At 67.4% G+C, this 17,697-nt stretch carries 19 protein-coding genes and 1 tRNA gene; 8 read left to right on the plus strand and 12 right to left on the minus strand.

Annotation, left to right across the window (positions count from 1 at the left end; all coding sequences use genetic code 11):
* Positions 1–264 precede the first annotated feature (264 nt).
* The 12 genes from rpsO to ACZ5V4_RS15665 all read right to left on the minus strand — a co-directional run bounded on the left by rpsO (position 265) and on the right by ACZ5V4_RS15665 (position 9,067).
* Positions 265–534: a 30S ribosomal protein S15 gene (rpsO, locus tag ACZ5V4_RS15610; protein WP_464315796.1), complete on the minus strand. Its 270-nt coding sequence runs from the start codon at positions 532–534 to the stop codon at positions 265–267.
* A 50-nt stretch (positions 535–584) separates the two neighbouring features.
* Positions 585–1,508, minus strand: a complete 924-nt coding sequence (gene truB / locus ACZ5V4_RS15615) for a tRNA pseudouridine(55) synthase TruB (protein WP_464315797.1) — start codon at positions 1,506–1,508, stop codon at positions 585–587.
* Positions 1,509–1,515: 7 nt separating this feature from the next.
* The gene (locus tag ACZ5V4_RS15620; protein ID WP_464315798.1) at positions 1,516–2,481 is read right to left on the minus strand and encodes a DHH family phosphoesterase; all 966 of its coding nucleotides are present in this window, start codon (positions 2,479–2,481) and stop codon (positions 1,516–1,518) included.
* Complete coding sequence (gene rbfA, locus ACZ5V4_RS15625) at positions 2,474–2,815, minus strand: 30S ribosome-binding factor RbfA (RefSeq protein WP_464315799.1); 342 nt, start codon at positions 2,813–2,815, stop codon at positions 2,474–2,476. The genes ACZ5V4_RS15620 and rbfA overlap by 8 nt, the downstream gene beginning before the upstream one ends.
* 15 nt (positions 2,816–2,830) lie before the next feature.
* Positions 2,831–3,118 carry a DUF503 domain-containing protein gene (locus ACZ5V4_RS15630; protein WP_464315800.1) on the minus strand — a complete coding sequence of 96 codons (288 nt, stop codon included), beginning with the start codon at positions 3,116–3,118 and terminating at the stop codon, positions 2,831–2,833.
* Between the two features lie 75 nt (positions 3,119–3,193).
* Positions 3,194–6,094, minus strand: coding sequence for a translation initiation factor IF-2 (infB, locus tag ACZ5V4_RS15635; protein WP_464315801.1), 2,901 nt, complete (start codon positions 6,092–6,094; stop codon positions 3,194–3,196).
* On the minus strand, positions 6,081–6,353 hold the full coding sequence (locus tag ACZ5V4_RS15640) for a DUF448 domain-containing protein (protein ID WP_464315802.1): 273 nt from the start codon (positions 6,351–6,353) through the stop codon (positions 6,081–6,083). The genes infB and ACZ5V4_RS15640 overlap by 14 nt, the downstream gene beginning before the upstream one ends.
* Complete coding sequence (gene nusA / locus ACZ5V4_RS15645) at positions 6,310–7,638, minus strand: transcription termination factor NusA (protein ID WP_464315803.1); 1,329 nt, start codon at positions 7,636–7,638, stop codon at positions 6,310–6,312. The genes ACZ5V4_RS15640 and nusA overlap by 44 nt, the downstream gene beginning before the upstream one ends.
* A 22-nt stretch (positions 7,639–7,660) precedes the next feature.
* On the minus strand, positions 7,661–8,164 hold the full coding sequence (locus ACZ5V4_RS15650; protein ID WP_464315804.1) for a ribosome maturation factor RimP: 504 nt from the start codon (positions 8,162–8,164) through the stop codon (positions 7,661–7,663).
* 138 nt (positions 8,165–8,302) lie between these two features.
* Positions 8,303–8,378, minus strand: a tRNA-Gly gene (locus ACZ5V4_RS15655).
* A gap of 87 nt (positions 8,379–8,465) precedes the next feature.
* Positions 8,466–8,918: a hypothetical protein gene (locus ACZ5V4_RS15660; RefSeq protein WP_464315805.1), complete on the minus strand. Its 453-nt coding sequence runs from the start codon at positions 8,916–8,918 to the stop codon at positions 8,466–8,468.
* Positions 8,915–9,067 (minus strand): DUF4160 domain-containing protein, encoded by a 153-nt coding sequence (locus ACZ5V4_RS15665; RefSeq protein WP_464315806.1) that lies wholly within the window; start codon positions 9,065–9,067, stop codon positions 8,915–8,917. The genes ACZ5V4_RS15660 and ACZ5V4_RS15665 overlap by 4 nt, the downstream gene beginning before the upstream one ends.
* Positions 9,068–9,254: 187 nt before the next feature.
* Here ACZ5V4_RS15665 and flgF point away from each other — a divergent pair, with 187 nt between their 5' ends.
* From flgF to flgK, 8 genes are all read left to right on the plus strand, one after another.
* The gene (flgF, locus tag ACZ5V4_RS15670; protein WP_464315807.1) at positions 9,255–10,040 is read left to right on the plus strand and encodes a flagellar basal-body rod protein FlgF; all 786 of its coding nucleotides are present in this window, start codon (positions 9,255–9,257) and stop codon (positions 10,038–10,040) included.
* Positions 10,041–10,064: 24 nt separating this feature from the next.
* On the plus strand, positions 10,065–10,850 hold the full coding sequence (gene flgG / locus ACZ5V4_RS15675) for a flagellar basal-body rod protein FlgG (RefSeq protein ID WP_464315808.1): 786 nt from the start codon (positions 10,065–10,067) through the stop codon (positions 10,848–10,850).
* A gap of 14 nt (positions 10,851–10,864) precedes the next feature.
* The gene (flgA, locus tag ACZ5V4_RS15680) at positions 10,865–11,869 is read left to right on the plus strand and encodes a flagellar basal body P-ring formation chaperone FlgA (protein WP_464315809.1); all 1,005 of its coding nucleotides are present in this window, start codon (positions 10,865–10,867) and stop codon (positions 11,867–11,869) included.
* 25 nt (positions 11,870–11,894) lie between these two features.
* The gene (locus tag ACZ5V4_RS15685; RefSeq protein ID WP_464315810.1) at positions 11,895–12,656 is read left to right on the plus strand and encodes a flagellar basal body L-ring protein FlgH; all 762 of its coding nucleotides are present in this window, start codon (positions 11,895–11,897) and stop codon (positions 12,654–12,656) included.
* Between the two features lie 108 nt (positions 12,657–12,764).
* Positions 12,765–13,877, plus strand: a complete 1,113-nt coding sequence (locus ACZ5V4_RS15690; RefSeq protein WP_464315811.1) for a flagellar basal body P-ring protein FlgI — start codon at positions 12,765–12,767, stop codon at positions 13,875–13,877.
* Entirely contained in the window at positions 13,878–15,086 is a 1,209-nt protein-coding gene (locus tag ACZ5V4_RS15695) for a peptidoglycan DD-metalloendopeptidase family protein (RefSeq protein ID WP_464315812.1), read from the plus strand.
* Positions 15,087–15,098: 12 nt separating this feature from the next.
* Positions 15,099–15,572, plus strand: coding sequence for a flagellar export chaperone FlgN (gene flgN, locus ACZ5V4_RS15700; protein ID WP_464315813.1), 474 nt, complete (start codon positions 15,099–15,101; stop codon positions 15,570–15,572).
* A complete protein-coding gene (flgK, locus tag ACZ5V4_RS15705) occupies positions 15,573–17,696 on the plus strand; it encodes a flagellar hook-associated protein FlgK (RefSeq protein WP_464315814.1) in 2,124 nt (707 codons plus the stop codon). It begins immediately after the preceding gene.
* Position 17,697 lies beyond the last annotated feature (1 nt).

A 17,697-nucleotide genomic window follows, 5' to 3' on the forward strand; every position in this document is an offset into this window, starting at 1 on the left:
TGAGGCCTTCCCGAAACGTGACAAGCGCGGCAGGGGCCGGGAAATCGAATTCCCGGGCGCTGGCGCGCGGATAACGTTCGGGTCGGCCGGGTCCTGGCCGGACGGCGCGGGAGCGGGGTCCGGCGGTCACGGAAGGCTTATTTTTCTCCGCGCCCAGGAGGGCTTGGCGGCAGATAACACGACTTGGCGCGCGCCGCCAGGGGAAGAAGCGCCTTTGATGCGAAACCGGCCGGCCAGGACTCGTCCTGACCGGCCGGGTCGGAACTACTTGCGGATGCCCAGCTTGGCGATGAGCGTGCGGTAGCGGTTGATGTCCTTGTTCTTCAGGTAGTTGAGCAGCTTGCGGCGCTGGCCGACCAGCTTGAGCAGGCCCGTGCGCGAATGGAAATCCTTCGAGTGGACCTTGAAGTGATCGGTAAGGTAGTTGATGCGGTTGGTGAGCAGCGCCACCTGGACCTCGGGGGAGCCGGTGTCTCCCTCGTGGGTCTTGTACTCGTCGATGATCTTGAACTTGTCGTCAGCGGTCATGACCACAGCGGTATCCTCCGTTTTATCTTGCGGGGGCACGATCGCCCGGGGGCCGTTCACGCGGGGTTGAGACCGCGCAGCACGACCCAGCGCCTCGCGCCATCCAGGTCCTGGGGTTCGGCCAGGGCCAGGGGCCTGCCGTCCGTGTCCGCGAGCAGAACCCGCGTGTCCGGACCGGGGAGATCGCCCAGCGGAATGCGTTTGCCGTCCCGCGCCATCTTGGCCTGGGCTTCCGTGAGGGTAAGCCTGGGCCAGTGGGGCAGGGCGTCCGCCAGGGGGATCACCCGTTCGGCCAGCCTCTCCGGTTCGGCCAGGATGTCGCTCAGCGCGACGGCCTGTTCGAGCCCGAATGGATGGCTCATCTCCCGGGTGAGTTCGGTAAGGTGGGCTCCGCACCCAAGTCGCTTCCCCAGGCTGTGGACCAGGGAGCGCACGTAGGCGCCGCAGCTCACCCTCACCCGGAAATTCACGTGCGGAAGCTCGGTGAGCGTCGCTTCCGCCTCGAAAACTTTTATCGGCTTGACCACCACCGGAACGTCCTCGCCCCGGCGGGCCTTCTTGTACAGGGGCTGCCCGTTCACCTTCACGGCGGAGTAGGGCGGTATCTCCTGGGTGGTCATTTCCGTCCAGGAACGCACGGCTTCTTCCACCGTTTCAGGGGAGAGGTGCTCCCAGGCGGCTTCGGACGTCACCCGGCCTTCGGCGTCGAAGGTGTCGGTGTTTTGTCCTATCCGCAGGCGGCCCGTATATGTCTTTTGGCCCTCGGTCAAGTATCCCGCCAGTTTGGTGGCCTCGCCGAGCACCACCACGAGCACGCCCGTGGCCATGGGGTCCAGGGTGCCCGCGTGGCCGATCTTGCGCTGGCCCAACTGGAACTTGATGTCGTTCAGGCAGTCGGCGGACGTCGGGCCCTTGGGTTTGCCAAGCACCAGGACGCCGTGCTGCTGCGGCTGCGGGTGGCGGTTCGCCTTGTCTCGCACGTGCAGCCTACGCCCCGCGAGGCCCTTTCAGGACCTTGCCCAGGGACTCAACGATCCCGGGCTCGACCTCGTCGAAGGACCCGTGCAGGTTGGCCCCGGCCGCGCACTTGTGCCCGCCGCCGCCGAGCGCGGCGGCCACGGTCTGGATGTTCACGTCCGAGACCGAGCGCAGGGAGAGCTTCAAATCCCCTTGGGCGTCCTCGCGCAGCGACATGGCCGCCTTGCAGCCCTTGATGCGCAGGACGAAGTTGGTCAGCCCGTCGGTGTCGGCGGCAGTGGCCCCGAGCCGGTCCAACTGCTCCCTGGTAATGCGGATCACGCCCAGCTGTCCATCGAAATGCATGGCCAGCGAGCCCAGCACCTCGCCCCAGAGCCGAAAGCGCGGTAGCGACCACTGGTTCTGGATCAGCTCGTTGACGCGCGCCGGGGAGAGGCCCAGGCGGATGATCCGCGCGGCCAGCTCCATGGCCCGGGGGCTCGAATTCTCGAAGGAAAAGCTGCCCGTGTCCGTGACCACGCCCACGTAGACCGACTCGCCGAGCGGACCCGTGAGCTCCACGTCGAGTTCGCCCGCCAGGGCGGCCACCATCTCGCAGGTGGAGCTGTAGCCCGTGTCCACCCAGTTGGCCGCGCCCCACCGGGGGTTGTCCAGGTGGTGGTCCACCACCACGGTGGGGTGCTTCTCCATGGCCTCCTGCAGGGCCTTGCCGCCCCGGCGCGGGTCGCCGCAGTCCAGGGCCACGATGGTGTCGAAGCCGCCCTCGGGCAGTTCGGTGAGCACCGGGGAGGGCAGGGCGAGCCAGGAAAGGTGGTCGGGCAGGCCGGAGGCGTTGTAGAGCACGGCCTTCTTGCCCAGCGCACCGAGCAGGTGGCCCATGGCGGACATGGCCCCGATGGCGTCGCCGTCCGGGCTCACGTGGGAGGCCACCAGGAAGCTCCGCCCATCCTTCAGGGCGCGGGCGACCTCATTCATGGTGCTGGCCATAGACCATGGTTTCCAGAAACTCGTCGAGCTTGAAGCGCAGCTCGGGCACGAACTTGCTCTTGAGCCTGCGCCCGAGGAGCGAGCGCAGGAAGCCCTTGGCCTGGTTCAGCCCGTCGGCGGCTGCCTTCAGGCGGGCATCGTCGCCGTGCAGGGTGTAGAGCACGGTGGCCACGGAAAGGTCGGGGTTCAGGCGCACGCCGCTTATGGTCACGAGTTCCAGGCGCGGGTCCTGGATCTCCTCGGAGAGCATCAGGGCCAGTTCGCGCATGATCTGGTCGGCCATGCGGATGGAGCGGCGGGAAGGGCCTTCTTTGGTAGTCATGGATGTCCTGCGGGGTCACTGCCCGATCAGTTCGATGTCGTCATATATAAGCTCCGCCTCGTCGGCGGCAACCACCATATTCAGCGCCTTCTGCAGAAGGCCGCGCGCGTGCCTGCCGTCCGGGCTCACCGTGACCACCCCGAGGGCCAGGGAATCCAGCACGTCGTGGTGGGCGATCTCGCTCACGGCCACGTTGAACTTGTTGCGCAGCTTCATCTTCAGCCGTTGCGCCACGGAGCGCTTGCCCTTGAGCGAGTCGTTGCCGTGAAGGCGGAATTCCAGGGTGAGGACGCCTATTACCATAGGACCGCCAGGGGAGCGGATGGGAAAAAGGCCGGGCCGGGGTCCGCGAGGGAGCCCGGCCCGGCCCGTGAAGCGTTAGTCCAGGGTGTCCTTCTCTTCAACGGTCTCGAAGGCCTCGATAACGTCGCCGACCTTCACGTCGTTGAAGTTCTCCAGGCCCATGCCGCACTCGTAGCCCTTGGTCACTTCCTTGACGTCGTCCTTGAAGCGCTTGAGGCTGGCGAGCTTGCCCGTGTAGACCACCACGCCGTCGCGCAGGAGCCTGATCTGGGAGTTGCGGGTGATCTTGCCGTCCAGCACGCCGCAGCCGGCCACCATGCCGATCTTGGGCACGCTGAAGGTCTGGCGCACCTCGGCCTGGCCCAGGTACTGCTCCTTGAGCACGGGGGCGAGCATGCCGGACATGGCCGCCCTGATCTCGTCCACCAGCTTGTAGATGATGTCGTAGAACCTGAGGTCCACGCTCTCGCGCTCGGCCACTTCCTTGACCTTCACCGAGGGGCGCACGTTGAAGCCGATGACGATGGCCTCGGAGGCGCTGGCCAGGATCACGTCGGATTCGGTGATGGCGCCGGTGCCGGAGTGGATGATGCGCACCTTGACCTTCTCGCCCGAGAGCTTGAGCATGGCCTCGGTGATGGCCTCGAGCGAGCCCTGCACGTCGGCCTTGAGCACCAGCTTGAGCTCCTGGGCCTCGGCTTCGCCGCGCGAGGCCAGGAAGGTCTCCAGGGTGAGCTTGGTGGCCTTGCCCAACTCGCGCTCGCGCTGCTTGGCCAGGCGGGTCTCGGCGATGCGGCGCGCGACCTTCTCGTCCTCGACGCAGCTGAAGGTCTCGCCCGCCTCGGGCACGCCCTCGAAGCCCTGCACCTCCACGGGCATGGCAGGTCCGGCGTCCTTGATCTTGCGGCCCTGGTCGTCGAACATGGCCCGCACGCGCCCCGAGAACAGGCCGCACACGAAAGCGTCGCCCTGGGAGAGCGTGCCCTCCTCGATGAGCACCGTGGCCACGGGGCCGCGCCCCTTGTCCAGCTTGGCCTCGATGATGTGGCCCTTGGCGCGCTTGTCCGGGTTGGCCTTGAGGTCGAGCACCTCGGCCTGCAGGAGGATCATCTCCAAGAGCCCGTCCAGGCCCATGCGCTGCTTGGCGGACACGTAGCCGTAGATGGTCTCGCCGCCCCATTCCTCGGGCACGAGGCCCTGCTCGGCCAGCTCGCGCTTGACGCGGTCCGGGTCGGCCCCGGCCTTGTCCATCTTGTTCACGGCCACCACGATGGGCACGCCGGCGGCCTTGGAGTGGTTGATGGCCTCGCGGGTCTGGTCCATGACGCCGTCGTCGGCGGCCACCACCAGGACCACGATGTCCGTGACCTTGGCCCCGCGTGCGCGCATGGCCGTGAAGGCCTCGTGGCCGGGGGTGTCCAGGAAGACCACGTCCCCGCGCGGGGTGGTGACGTGGTAGGCGCCGATGTGCTGCGTGATGCCGCCGGCCTCGCCGAGCACCACGTTGGTGGAGCGGATGGCGTCCAGGAGCGAGGTCTTGCCGTGGTCGACGTGGCCCATGATGGTCACCACGGGCGGGCGCGGCTTGAGCGACTCGGGGGTGTCGGCGGCCTCGGTGACCAGGAACTGGTCCTCGTCGAAGCCGACCTTCTCCACCTCGTAGGCGAATTCCGCGGCCACCAGCACGGCGGTCTCGTAGTCCAGGGACTGGTTGATGGTGGCCATCATGCCCATGGACAGAAGCACCTTCATCAGGTCCTGCGCCTTGAGGTTCATCTGGCGCGCCATCTCGGAGACGCGGATGGCGTCCTCCATCCTGATCTTGCGCTTGATGGCCTTCTGCGGCTGGGCCTGGGCCTGGGCGGCCATGATCTGGGCCACCTGGTCCACGCCCTTCTTCTTCTTGGGATGCTTGCCGCCGCGTCCGGTGCGGTCCTGGATCTCGCCCACGCGCTTCTTGCCGCCACGCCTGTCGCCGTCATCGGAAGCGGACGCGCCGCCGAACTCGACCACGCGCTTGTCCTTGCGGCGCTTGCGGTCGTCGGTTTCCGTGGGGGCAGGGGCCTTGGCGTCGAAGCCGGGCGCGCCGGGGCGCGGTCCGCCGGGTCCGCCGGGGCGGGGGCCGCCGGGCCCTCCGGGGCGCGGTCCGCCCGGGCCTCCGGGACGGGGGCCGCCGGGTCCGCCGGGGCGGGGGCCGCCCGGGCCGGCGGGACGCTGCCCGGTTGGGGCCGCGGGACGCGCGGGCGCGGCCTGGCGGGGGTCGGGCATGGAAATGATGCGCACCTGCGGGCCGATGGGCACCTCGCGCTTGGGCTTCTTGACCCGCTTCTCGGGCTCGCCGCCCTCAGCCTGGGGGGCCTGGGCTTCGGCCCCGGGCTGGGCCTCGCCGGCGGAAGCGGCCTGGGTCTCACCGGCCGGGGCTTCCTGCTCGGGCTGGGCGGCCTGGGTTTCCCCGGCCGTGGCCTCGGGCTCGCGCGCGGGGGCTTCGGCGGTCTCTTCCCCGGCCGTGGCCGTGAACTCGTGCTCGTGGACCACGGGGAGTTCCCGGGCCTCGGGTTCGGGTTCCGGCTCGGGTTCGGGATGCGAAATGATCCTGGCGGGCGGGGTCTCGATGATGCGCCGCTTGGGCTTGGGCTGGGCGGCCTTGGCCGGGGCCTGGGCTTCCTCCTCGCGCGCCTCGGGGGCTGAGGCCGGAGCGGATTCCACCGGGGGCTCCTCGTGCTGGGGCTCTGCGTCGGCGTGGGGGGCGCTGGCGCGGCGGCGGCGGACGACGACCCCGGGCTGCGACTGGCTCTGGACAACCTCGGACTTCGCGAGCCCGTGCCTGATCTTGGCGCGCACCTGGGAGACCTGGTCGTCCTCCAGGGTGGCCATGTCGCTGGACACGCGGATGTCCAGCTCCCGCAGGGCCTGGTAGATGTCCTTGTTGCTGACTCTCAGCTCTTTGGCGAGATCTCTGACCCTAAGTTTCGTCACGTTTGCCTTCCCCCTTGCCTTTCCTCACGGCGGCGGCGCGTTTGGGGAACCTGGCCTTGCAGTCTTCCCCCGCGCAACAATAGTAGCCCCTTCCGGGCAGGATATACGCCTCGTCGGGCGTCCATTCGCCCCGCCACACGTGGCGGGCCAGCTCAAACTTGGGGAGCCGCCTGCGGCAGACCACGCAGCTGCGCAGCGGCTCTTCCCGTATGTCCTTATTCTCCGGTGCTGCCATCTTCCGCGGCGTTCCCGGATTCATCCTCGCCGGCAGGGGCCTCGGCGGCCTCTTCCTGCTCCTCTTCCTCGGGCCTGGGCGCGGGCAGGAGCAGCCTGATGGCCGAGCGCAGGTGGTCGCGCTTGGTCGGGGTCATGCCCTCGATGCTGTCGAGCTCCTCGTCGGTGGCTTCGGCCAGCTTGCTCACGGTGTCGAACCCGGCGGAGAGGAAGTTGTCCATGTTCATCTCGGCCACTGAAGCCAGCTGCTCCATGCCCTTGCGGGCCACGTTCAGCTCGGCGTAGCGCGAGTCGGTGAAGATATCGATCTTCCAGCCCAGGAGCTTGGCGGCCAGCTTCACGTTCTGGCCCTTGCGGCCGATGGCCAGGGTGAGCTGGTCGTCGGGCACCACGACCTCGAGGGTCTTCTCGTCCTCGTCCACCATGATGCGCGTGATGCGCGCCGGGGACAGGGCGTTGGCGGCGTAGGTGGCGATCTCGGGGTGCCAGACCACGATGTCGATGCGCTCGCCGTGGAGCTCCTGCACGATGTTCTGGATGCGCGAGCCGCGCACGCCCACGCAAGCGCCCACGGGATCCACGTCGCGGTCCTTGGAGGACACGGCGACCTTGGCGCGCGAGCCCGGGTCGCGGGCCACGCCCAGGATGCGCACCGTGGCGTCGGAAACCTCGGGCACCTCGCGTTTGAACAGGGCGGCCATGTAGTCGGGGTGCGTGCGGGAGACGATGATCTGGGGGCCGCGTCCGCTGGGCAGGACCTCGATGATGTAGGCCTGGACGCGGTCGCCGCGCTTGTAGCGCTCGCGGGGGATCTGCTCTTCCTTGGGCAGCATGGCCTCGGTGCGGCCGAGGTTGATGATCCAGCCGCCGCGGTCGCGGCGCTGCACGATGCCGGAGACGATCTCGCCCTTGCGGTCCTTGTATTCCTCGTAGATGATTTCCTGCTCCGCGTCGCGCATGCGCTGGATGATCACCTGCTTGGCGGACTGGGCCGCGATGCGTCCCAGGTCCTCCACCTTGAGCTTGAAGCCCAGCTCGTCGTCGATCTGGACGTTGGGGTCCACCTCGCGGGCCTCTTCGAGGGTGATCTCGGAGAGGGGGTCCTCCACCTCGTCCACCACGATCTTGAACTGGAAGACCTCGATCTCGCCGGCCTCGTCGTTGTAGCTGACTTCGATGTCCATGTGGTCGCCGAACTTGCGGGCGACCGAGGAGCGCACGGCCTCCTCGAGGGTGTCGATGAGCAGGTCGCGGTCGATGCCGCGGTCCTTGCTGATTTGATCGATGGCCTTGCGAAGCTCCATGCCCATAGGGGGTCCTCCGGTTGCCGACCTAGGCCTTTTCGGGCCCGGCGGCTTTGTCTGCCTTTGAATGGCCTGCGCCCCTGCCCTTGCCCCTGGCCTTGGCCTTGCTCTCCTCGGGAGTCTCGAAGGTGTGCACCAGGCGGGCCCGGGACACGTCGCTCCAGGGAATGTCGAAGGCCTTGCCCTCGCATTCGAGGGTCAGGTTCTCCCCGGACAGGGCGGCGAGCGTTCCCTTGAAGCGCTTGCGGCCGTCCATGGGCAGGGCTGTGGTCACGTCCAGCTCGCGGCCGGCGTAGGGCGCGAGCTGGGAAAATTCGAAGAAGCGCCGCTCGAGCCCGGGGGAGGAGACCTCCAGCTCGTAGGCGCCGTGGATCAGGTCCTCCACGTCCAGGGCGGCCCCCAGCTGGCGGCTGACGCGGGCGCAGTCCTCCACGTCCACCCCGTTTTCTCCGTCGATGAAGACACGCAGGGTGGGGCGTCCGGAGCCCCCGGCCATTTCGATGCCCCACAGGGAGAGGCCGAGGCTTTCCACGTAGGGAGCGGCCAATTCCTGAATTCGGGCGAGCACTTTTGTGAAATCTGAGTTCATAGCAAAAAAAAAGTGGACCGAACCGATTGGCCCACCCCTGTAATCGCCGGAGGGCGAACCCCGGCGTCATGAGGATTTTTTTGGAGCGGGCGACGAGACTCGAACTCGCGACACCAAGCTTGGGAAGCTCGTACTCTACCAACTGAGCTACGCCCGCTCGCAAAATGGGCATATTATGCGGATCGGGGTCGCTGTCAAGAGTTTTCGACCGTCGGCGAGGGGGAAGAGAGGAAAAAAGAGCGCTTCAGGCCGCGCGGATTTTGCCGCGCTCCATCTCCAAGGCGCGACAGGCGAGCATGACCATGCGCGGAATCATGCGCGAGCCGGTCTTGTAGTTGATGACCGTGCGCCTCGTCACGCCCAGTTCCTTGGCCGCCGAGGCCAGGGAGAGGCCCATGCGCTTCATCCAGGCCGCGAACTCCTCCGAGGGCCAGGCCAAGCCGAGTTGCTCCTGGCAAAGCCGCCAGAGGGTGTCCCCGCCGACCTCCAGGCCGAGCGGGGGCCATTCGACGGAGCCGCCGTATTCGCCCAGGCGCGCCGCGCCGAACACGTCCGGGTCGGCAAGCGCCGCCCACCTGCCCTCGGCGAAGGCGCCCACGTCCGCCTCGCGCAGCCCGTCGCGCCCGAAATCCAAACGCAGCCTGAGCCCCGGCAGGGCTTCGACGCTTTTGATCTTAGGGTACTTGTCGGGGGTCATTTATTGAGCTCTTCCCAGGTTTTGGCAACAGCTTCCCGGTTCTGGGAAGCCCACTGCCGGGCCAGGGCCAGCGCCTTGGCCGGGGCGTGCCCGGCCAGGACTTCGAGCGTTTCGAGGTCGACCGAGCAATCGAAGCCAGGGCCGTTCACAGGAAATGGACCTTGCCATGCTCCCAGCCGTACACCGCGAGGCGGATCTTGCCGAATCGCTTCAGGGTTCCCACACGACAAAACATCTAGTGAAATAAATTCACCACGTCAAGTCCATCCCCGCCATCCGGGCGCATTCCCGCTGGCACGCTTCCTGCTTTTCTCCGGGCCGAGGAGGTGCGCCGCCATGCAACAAAGTTCGATAAGCGCGCTGTTCGGGGCCTTGAGCAACGAAACGCGCCTCAACCTCATAGCCAATAATTTGGCGAACGCGAACACCGCCGGGTACAAGGCCGACAAGGTCTCCTTCCAGGACGTGTTCCAGCGGATGGCCACCGACTACTCCCCGGACGCCCGCAACGACCTGCAGCAGAAGCAGCTTCTGCCGAGGCCCATGGTCGTGGCCAAGCCGCGCCTGGCCGAGCAGACCGTGGACATGACCCAGGGCAGCGTGCACGCCACCGGCAACCCCTTCGACTTGGCCCTCACCGGCCCGGGTTTCTTCCGCGTCCAGACGCCCGAGGGGCAGTTCTTGACGCGAAACGGCCAGTTCTACCGCAACAACCAGGGCATGCTGGTCACCAACCAGGGCTATCCCGTGCTCGGCCAGTCCGGCACGGTGACCATCCCGGAGGGCCAGGTGGTCTCCATCATCGGCGACGGCCAGGTGCTCGTGGACGGCCAGCCCGTGGGGGCCGTGGACGTGGTGGACGTGGCCGACCCCAAGCTCCTCAAGAAGTACGGCCAGTCGCTCTTCACCGGCCCCAACGGCACCCAGCCGGTGACCAGGCCGGTGGAGGCGGGGAAAACCACCGTCAACCAGGGATACCTCGAGAAGCCCAACGTCGAAGTGGTCACGGAGATGGTGGGCATGATCGAGGCCCAGCGGTCCTTCGAGGCCTATTCCAAGATCATCACAAGCACCCAGGAAATGGACCGGGACGCCGTCAGCAAGGTCGGCGACACCCGGTAACCCGGCTCCAGGAGGATACGGCACATGATGCGCGCGCTTTACACGGCCACGACGGGCATGGTGGCCATGCAGCTCCAGATAGACACCATGTCCAACAACCTGGCCAACGTGAACACGCTGGGCTTCAAGAAGAGCCGGGCCGAGTTCGAGGACCTGATGTACCAGACCCTGGCCATCGCCGGAAGCCAGAACGAGGGCGGCTCGCGGCTGCCCACGGGGCTCCAGGTGGGCATGGGCGTCAGGCCCACGACGGTGCACAAGTTCTTCCAGCAGGGAGACTTCCAGAACACCGGCAACCAGCTGGACGTGGCCATCTCCGGCCAGGGCTTCCTGAGGCTCCAGGACCCGGCGGGCAACGACGTGTACACCCGCTCCGGGGCCTTCAAGCTGAACCAGGACGGCACCATGGTCAACGCCAACGGCTACACGCTCCAGCCGGCCATCACCATCCCGCAGCAGGCCGTGAACGTGGTCATCACCGAGCGCGGCGTGCTCACGGCGGTGGACAACCAGGGCAACACCCTGGCCACCTCCAACATCCCGCTCTACACGTTCATCAACCCGGCCGGGCTCACGGCCATGGGCAGAAACGTCTACACCGTGTCCGAGGCCTCGGGCGCGGCCCAGGAGCTCACCCCCGGCGACCAGAACGCGGGCACGCTGGTGCAGGGCTTCCTGGAGATGTCCAACGTCCAGATGGTGGACGAAATGGTCGGGCTGATCGTGGGCCAGAGGGCCTACGAGGCCAACTCCAAATCCATAACCACCGCCGACGCCATGCTCCAGACGGCGGTGAACATCAAGCGTTAGCCCAGGAGTCCCCCATGTCCCGTCAGGAACTTCCCGTGCGCCGCTTCGGCTACTTCCTGGCCGCCGTCTGCGCGGCGATGGCCTTTTTCGCCGCGGGGCCGTCCTTCGGGGCCCCGCCCCAGGACTGGCGCGTCAAGATCGCCCCGGCGGCCGCGATCTCGGGCGAGCGCGTGATGCTCGGCGAGATCGGCGAGCCCGTGGGCCAGATGGACCCCGAGACCTGGCGCATCCTGTCCTCCACGCCGCTTTGGCCCTTCCCGGGCCGCGAGGGGCAGATCACGCTTTCGCGCAAGAAGATACTCGACGACCTGGACCGCCTGTTCCCCCACTCCGAGGCCAACTTCGCCGTGCCCGAGCAGGTGGTGCTCAAGAAGGGCGGGGGCAAGCCCGTGGCCGTGAGCGAGGTGGACCGCATGATCGTCGACTATTTGACGACGAACATGACCGGCCTGGACGGCGAGATCGAGGTCAAGGAGATCACCCTGCCCAACCAGCTCTTCATCGACCCGGACCTTGAGCGCCTGAGCGTCGAGGGAGTGGGCGAGATGGCCCCGGGCCGGGTGAACCTGCGCCTGACGGTCTCGAGCCCGGACGGGCGCGCGCTCAGGCAGATCGCGGCCAACGCCTTCGTCAACGTCTGGAAGGTCATTCCCGTGGCGGCCAAGCCCCTGAACAGGCGCGCCGGGGCCATCGACCCCGGGGACGTGGCCTGGGAGCGGCGCAACCTGGCGCTTTCGCGCGGCGCGGCCTGGGACCCCAAGGACCCCGTGCCCATGCGCGTGAAGTCCTCGGTGAACCAGGGCACGCCGCTCACCTACGAGCTTCTCGAGCCCATGCCCGTGATCCAGAAGGGCGAGCAGGTCACCTGCCTGTGGCGGGGCAAGAGCATCCAGCTGGTCATGCCCGTGACCGCCGTCACTGACGGAGCCAAGGGCGCCACGATAACGGTACGCAACATGCAAAGCGGAAGGGAGCTTGCCGCGGTGGTCCAGGACGCGAAGACCGTCCTGGCCAGGTAAGCCCGGGCAAGCCAGGAGGCGCGACATGAAAACACGCAACATCACCCTGTGGGCGGCAATGGCCCTGGCGGCCGTGAGCACCGCCTGCGCCCCTCCGGCGCAGAAGCAGCCGAGCCCCATGACCACGCTCACCCCGCCCATGATCCAGGCGCCGACCCCGTCCAACAACCCGGGCTCGCTCTACTCGCAGGCGGCGCAGCCTCAATACCTTTACGAGGACAACCGGGCCAGGCGCATCGGCGACATCGTGATGGTCAACGTGGTGGAGAAGTCCAACGCCAAGAACAAGTCCAAGACCAAGTCCAACGGCTCCAACACCATGGACATGCAGGTGGACAACTACTTCAACAACCACACCATCGACCCCTACCCGGGCTCGCGCCAGCTCCAGGCCATCGGCATCGACCCGGGCGGGTTCACGGGCATGAAGGGCCGCGTGGGCACGGGCCAGCCCCTGGTGAAGACCAGCCGCGACAACCAGTTCGACTCCGACGGCGAAACCAGCCGCGAGTCCACCGTGACCTACACCATCGGCTGCCGCGTGGTGAACATCCTGCCCGGCGGCGTGATGCAGGTGGAGGGCGCGCGCCAGGTGCGCGTCAACGACGACACGCAGATCATGGTGGTGCGCGGCCTCCTGCGGCCCATGGACGTGGGCCCGGACAACACCGTGTCCTCCACGGCCCTGGCCGAGGCCCAGATCGACATGTTCGGCACGGGCGTGCTGGCCGACCGCCAGAAGCCCGGCTGGCTGTCCCGGGTTCTCGACAACATCTGGCCCTTCTAGGGCTTGTGAAAGGCATTCAACGCGGCTTTCCCGGTCCGCATGGGAAGGGCTTGGCAAGGCGCGGGCGTCCGCTCGGGGGAGGGGACGCGAATTTCAGGAGCGAAGACAATGTCTAGGCGAATGGTCACAGCGATTCTGTCGGCGGCCCTGGTCCTGGCCGCCCTCGTCCCGGGGGAGGGGCGGGCGGCCAGGATCAAGGACGTGGCCTCCTTCTCGGGAGTGCGCACCAACCAGCTGGTGGGCTACGGCCTCGTGGTGGGCCTGGGCGGCACGGGCGACAAGCGCGGCTCGGACTTCACCATCCAGTCCATCTGGAACATGCTCGACAAGATGGGCGTGCGCGTGGACAAGAAGACCCTGCGCCCGGCCAACGTGGCCGCGGTCATGGTCACGGCGCAGATGCCCGCCACGGCGCGTCCCGGCACCAAGCTGGACGTGACCGTGTCCTCGCTGGGCGACGCCACCAGCCTCTTGGGCGGGGTGCTCCTCATGACGCCCATGAAGGGCGTGGACGGCGAGATCTACGGCCTGGCCCAGGGGCCCGTGGCCGTGGGCGGCTTCCAGGCCTCGGGCGCGGCGGCCACGGCCACCAAGAACGTGACCACCGTTGCCACCATCCCGGGCGGGGCCAACGTGGAGCGCGCCGTGCCCTTCGACTTCAACGGCCAGCGCGACCTGACCATCAACCTGGGCTACCCGGACTTCACCACCTCCATGTCCATCGTGAAGGTGATCAACAAGGCCATGGGCGGCGGCTTCGCCCGGGCCACGGACGCCTCCACGGTCAAGCTGGACATCCCCGAGCAGCACAGGGGCAACATGGTGCCGCTCATGGCCACCATCGAGAACCTGGAGATCACCCCGGACAACAAGGCCCGCGTGGTGGTGGACGAGAAGACCGGCACCGTGGTGGTCGGCCTGAACGCCAAGCTCACGCGCTCCGCCGTGACCCACGGCAACCTCCAGATCGTGATCCAGGAATCCGCCGAGGTCTCCCAGCCGCTGCCCTTCGCGCCGGTGGGCGCCGAGACCGTGGCCGTGCCCCAGACCAACATCGGGGCCAACGAGGAGAACCGCCAGCTGCGCATGGTGGAGGGAGCGACCCTTCAGGAACTGGTGGAAGGCCTGAACGTCCTGCGGGCCACCCCCCGCGACCTCATAAGCATCCTCAAGACGCTCAAGTCCGCGGGCGCTCTGCACGCCGACCTGGAGGTCATCTAGATGGTCTCCGCCCCGGACACGGCCGCCCGCGCGGGGCTGGCCCGGGACGCTTCGAGCGCGTCCCGGACCCAGGCCCTGGCGGCGCAGGCTTCCCCGGGGCAGGGCGCGGTTCCCGCGCCCAAGGCCTTCGGCAAGATCCTCGATTCGCTCACGCCCGAGAAGGCCCAGGCCGCGGGCATGGACCAGGACGCGCTCAAGACGCTCTCCGCGCAGTCCATGAACAAGCGCCTGAGCCCCGGCCCCAGCGAGGAGAAGAAGCTCCAGGAGGCCTGCGAGGGCTTCGAGTCCGTGTTCATCGCCCAGCTCCTCAAGGAGATGCGCAAGACCGTGCCCAAGGACGGCCTGCTCACCAGCAAGTACGAGGAGCAGTACGTCTCCATGTTCGACGAGGAGCTCTCCAAGACCCTGGCCAAGCAGGGCGGCATGGGCCTGGCGGCCTTCATGCGCGACCAGCTGGCCGCCAGGACCAAGGCGGGCGCGGCCGCCCAGCCCAAGACCGAGGGAGGGGGCTTGCGCATGTCCGCCCAGGAGGGCCTGGCCCTGCCCGGACGCCAGGTCCAGCCCAAGGGGCTCAGGGACAGGGGGCTCAAGCCGCTGCCCGGTGCGGGCGCGCTCGGCGTGGGGCCGGAGACGGTGCTCGCGGCCGACGCCGTGAACCCCAAGGCCGCGCCGACGGCGCTGGCGCTGGCCGGGGCCATGTCGCCTCCGCCGGGGACGCGCCTGGACGGGCTGCCCTCGCAGCGCGCCGGGCTGCCCGGGGCCGCCTACGTGGCCGAGGGCGCTTCGGCCGAACCCGTATCCGGAGAGGTCACCTCGGAATTCGGCTGGCGCAAGGACCCCTTCACCGGGCGGCGCGCCTGGCACGCGGGCACGGACATCGCCGCGCCCGAGGGCACGCCGGTCAAGGCCGTGCGCGACGGCGTGGTGGCCTTCTCCGGCCGCCAGGGCGGCTACGGCAACCTGGTGGTGGTGGAGCACCAGGGCGGGGTGCGCACCTACTACGGGCACAACCGCCAGAACTCCGTGGCCGAGGGCCAGGCGGTGAAGGCTGGTCAGGTAATTGCAGAAGTGGGTCGTACGGGCAGGGCCACCGGGCCCCACCTGCACTTCGAGGTGCGGGTGGACGGCGAGTCGGTGGACCCGGCCAAGCTAGGCCGCACAATGCTCGCGGCGGCTCCGCAGGCCGGAATGCCGGTGCCGGAGCTCTAAAGGGAGAAAGCCATGACCCAGCGCATCCTGGAAAATCTTACCCGCCAGTATCAGGCCCTGAAGGTGCTCAATTATCTTCAGGAGGAAGAGTTTTCCCATCTCAAGGAGTTCCGGCCCCAGTCCGTGGGCGCCGTGGAGTTCTCCATCCAGGAGCTGATGCGCCAGATCATGGTCGAGCGCAAGGGCGCGCGGCGCATGATGAACGAGATGGACCCCAGGGCCGCGAGGCTCTCCGACCTGGCCGGCGCGTTCGGCGAGCGCTGGGAGGAGGCGCGCGAGCTGCTGAGCAAGATCGACAAGCTCGAGCAGGTCTGCGCCAAGCAGGCCGAGAAGAGCTACACCCTGGCCCTGGCCCTGTTCGACCAGTCCAGCGGCTACGTGGACTTCTTCAAGAAGCAGCTCACGCCCACCAAGGAATCCTACGGTCCGCGCGGCGTGTTCGCCAAGGCCAAGCCCGCCCCGGCCGTGTTGAGGGGGGCCCTGTAAATGCCCGGCATCTCATCGCTTCTCAATATCGGCCAGAAGGCGCTCAACGCCTCCCAGGTGGCCATCGAGGTCACGGGCCAGAACATAGCCAACGTCAACACCGAGGGCTATTCGCGCCAGCGCGTGGTCTTCAAGGACGACCTCTACCTCGACTACAACCCGGGCCAGCTGGGAACGGGCGTCAAGGTGTCGGAAATCCAGCGGATGTTCGACGAGTTCATCGAGGGCGCCTACAACACCAAGTCCTCCTCGGCCGAGCGCTACTCCGCGCTCTACAACATGATGCGCACCGTTGAGGCCGTGTACAACGAGGCCAACTCCGACGGCGTGTCCCAGGCCATGACCAAGTTCTTCCAGGACTGGCAGAACCTGAGCCTGGACCCGTCGAGCTACCCGCAGCGCCAGAACGTGCTCTCGGACACGCAGTCGCTCATCTCCATCCTGCGCCAGGCCTCGGCGGACATGACCACCATCGAGAACCAGGCCAGCGCCTACATCGCCCAGGACGTGGACGAGCTCAACGGGCTGCTCAAGGACATCACCGACATCAACAAGCAGCTGGCCGTGCACGACGTCCCGGGCGTGAACAACGCCAACGGGCTCTACGACGAGCGCGCCCGCAAGATCCGCCGCCTGGCCGAGATCATCGACATCACCACCATCGACAACGGCGGCGGCAACATTTCCATCATGACCAGGGCCGGGCACACTCTGGTGGACGGCGTGAACTACTACGAGGTGAAGCTCGAGTCCAACAAGGTCATCAAGAACCTGAACCCGGGGTCGAGCTTCGACGGCAACGTCTACTTCTCTGGCTCGGATAACTTCGAGTACACCGTGCGCGTGGTCCAGGGCGGCAACGTGTCCTCGGGCGCGGGCGCGGCCCAGTTCCAGGTGTCGCTGGACGGCGGCGTGACCTGGCTGCGCAGCGACTCCGGGGCCGTCAAGACCTTCTACGCCAGGCCGGACGAGCTCTCCGTCACGGCGGGCAACCTGCAGATCTATTTCGGCAAGGCCTCCAACAGCGGGGTGACCCCCACCGGCACGCTCCAGGCGGGCGACACCTTCACCATCGTGCCCAAGTCCGGGCTCTTCTGGTACCAGTCGGCGGCCACGCCGGTGAACATCACCCCCCAGACGTTCTTCAACGGCCAGGACAACACCACGCGCGTCACCGGGGGCAGCCTGGCGGGCTACTTCCAGCTGCGCGACTACAACGTGGGGCGCTACAAGGAGCGCCTGGACTCCTTCGCCAAGTCCATCATCTGGGAGACCAACCGCATCCACAGCCAGGGCGCGGGGCTCAAGATGTTCTCCGACGTCACGGGCACCTACTCCGTGCGTTCGGCGGACGTGGCCCTGGGCTCTGACTCCTCGGGCCTGACCTTCTCCTCCAAGCTGTCGGCGGGCGCGTCCATGCTCTACGTGTACAACTCGTCCACGGGGCAGCTGGTCTCCAACAGCTTCGTCGATTTCGACTCCTCGGCCGCCGGGCTGCAGCTGTTCGACCCGTCCAAGCATACGCTGAACGACGTGGCCTCGGCCATCAACGGCACCTTCGGCAACTTCCTGACGGCCACCGTGGTGAACAACCAACTCCAGGTGGACGCCAAGCCCGGCTACAACTTCGGCTTCGGCTCGGACGCCACCGGGCTCTGGGCGGCGCTCGGCGTGAACACGTTCTTCGCCGGGGACAACGCCCGGACCATGATCGTGAACCCCAAGTGCGGCTCCGACTCGGACTACATCAACGCAGGCCACATCAACGGCGCGGGCGAGGCCAACAAGGGCGACAACATCACGGCGCTCTCCATCGCGGGGCTGCGCACCAAGCAGGTGACCATCCGCACCACCTTCGACGCCCCCACCAGCCAGTCCATCCAGGAGTACTACAACAGCCTGGTGGGCGTGGTGGGCGTGGACACCGAGAACGCCAAGTTCAACTACGACTTCGAGAACTCCCTGGCCAAGGAATTGAACGCCCGCCAGCAGGAAGTCGCGGGCGTGAACCTGGACGAGGAGATGTCCAACCTCGTCAAGTTCCAGCACTCCTACCAGGCCGCGGCGAAGATGATCTCCACGGCGGACCAGATGTGGCAGACACTTCTGGGGCTCAAGCAGTAAA

The organism is Fundidesulfovibrio sp. YSD1, from assembly GCF_055397115.1.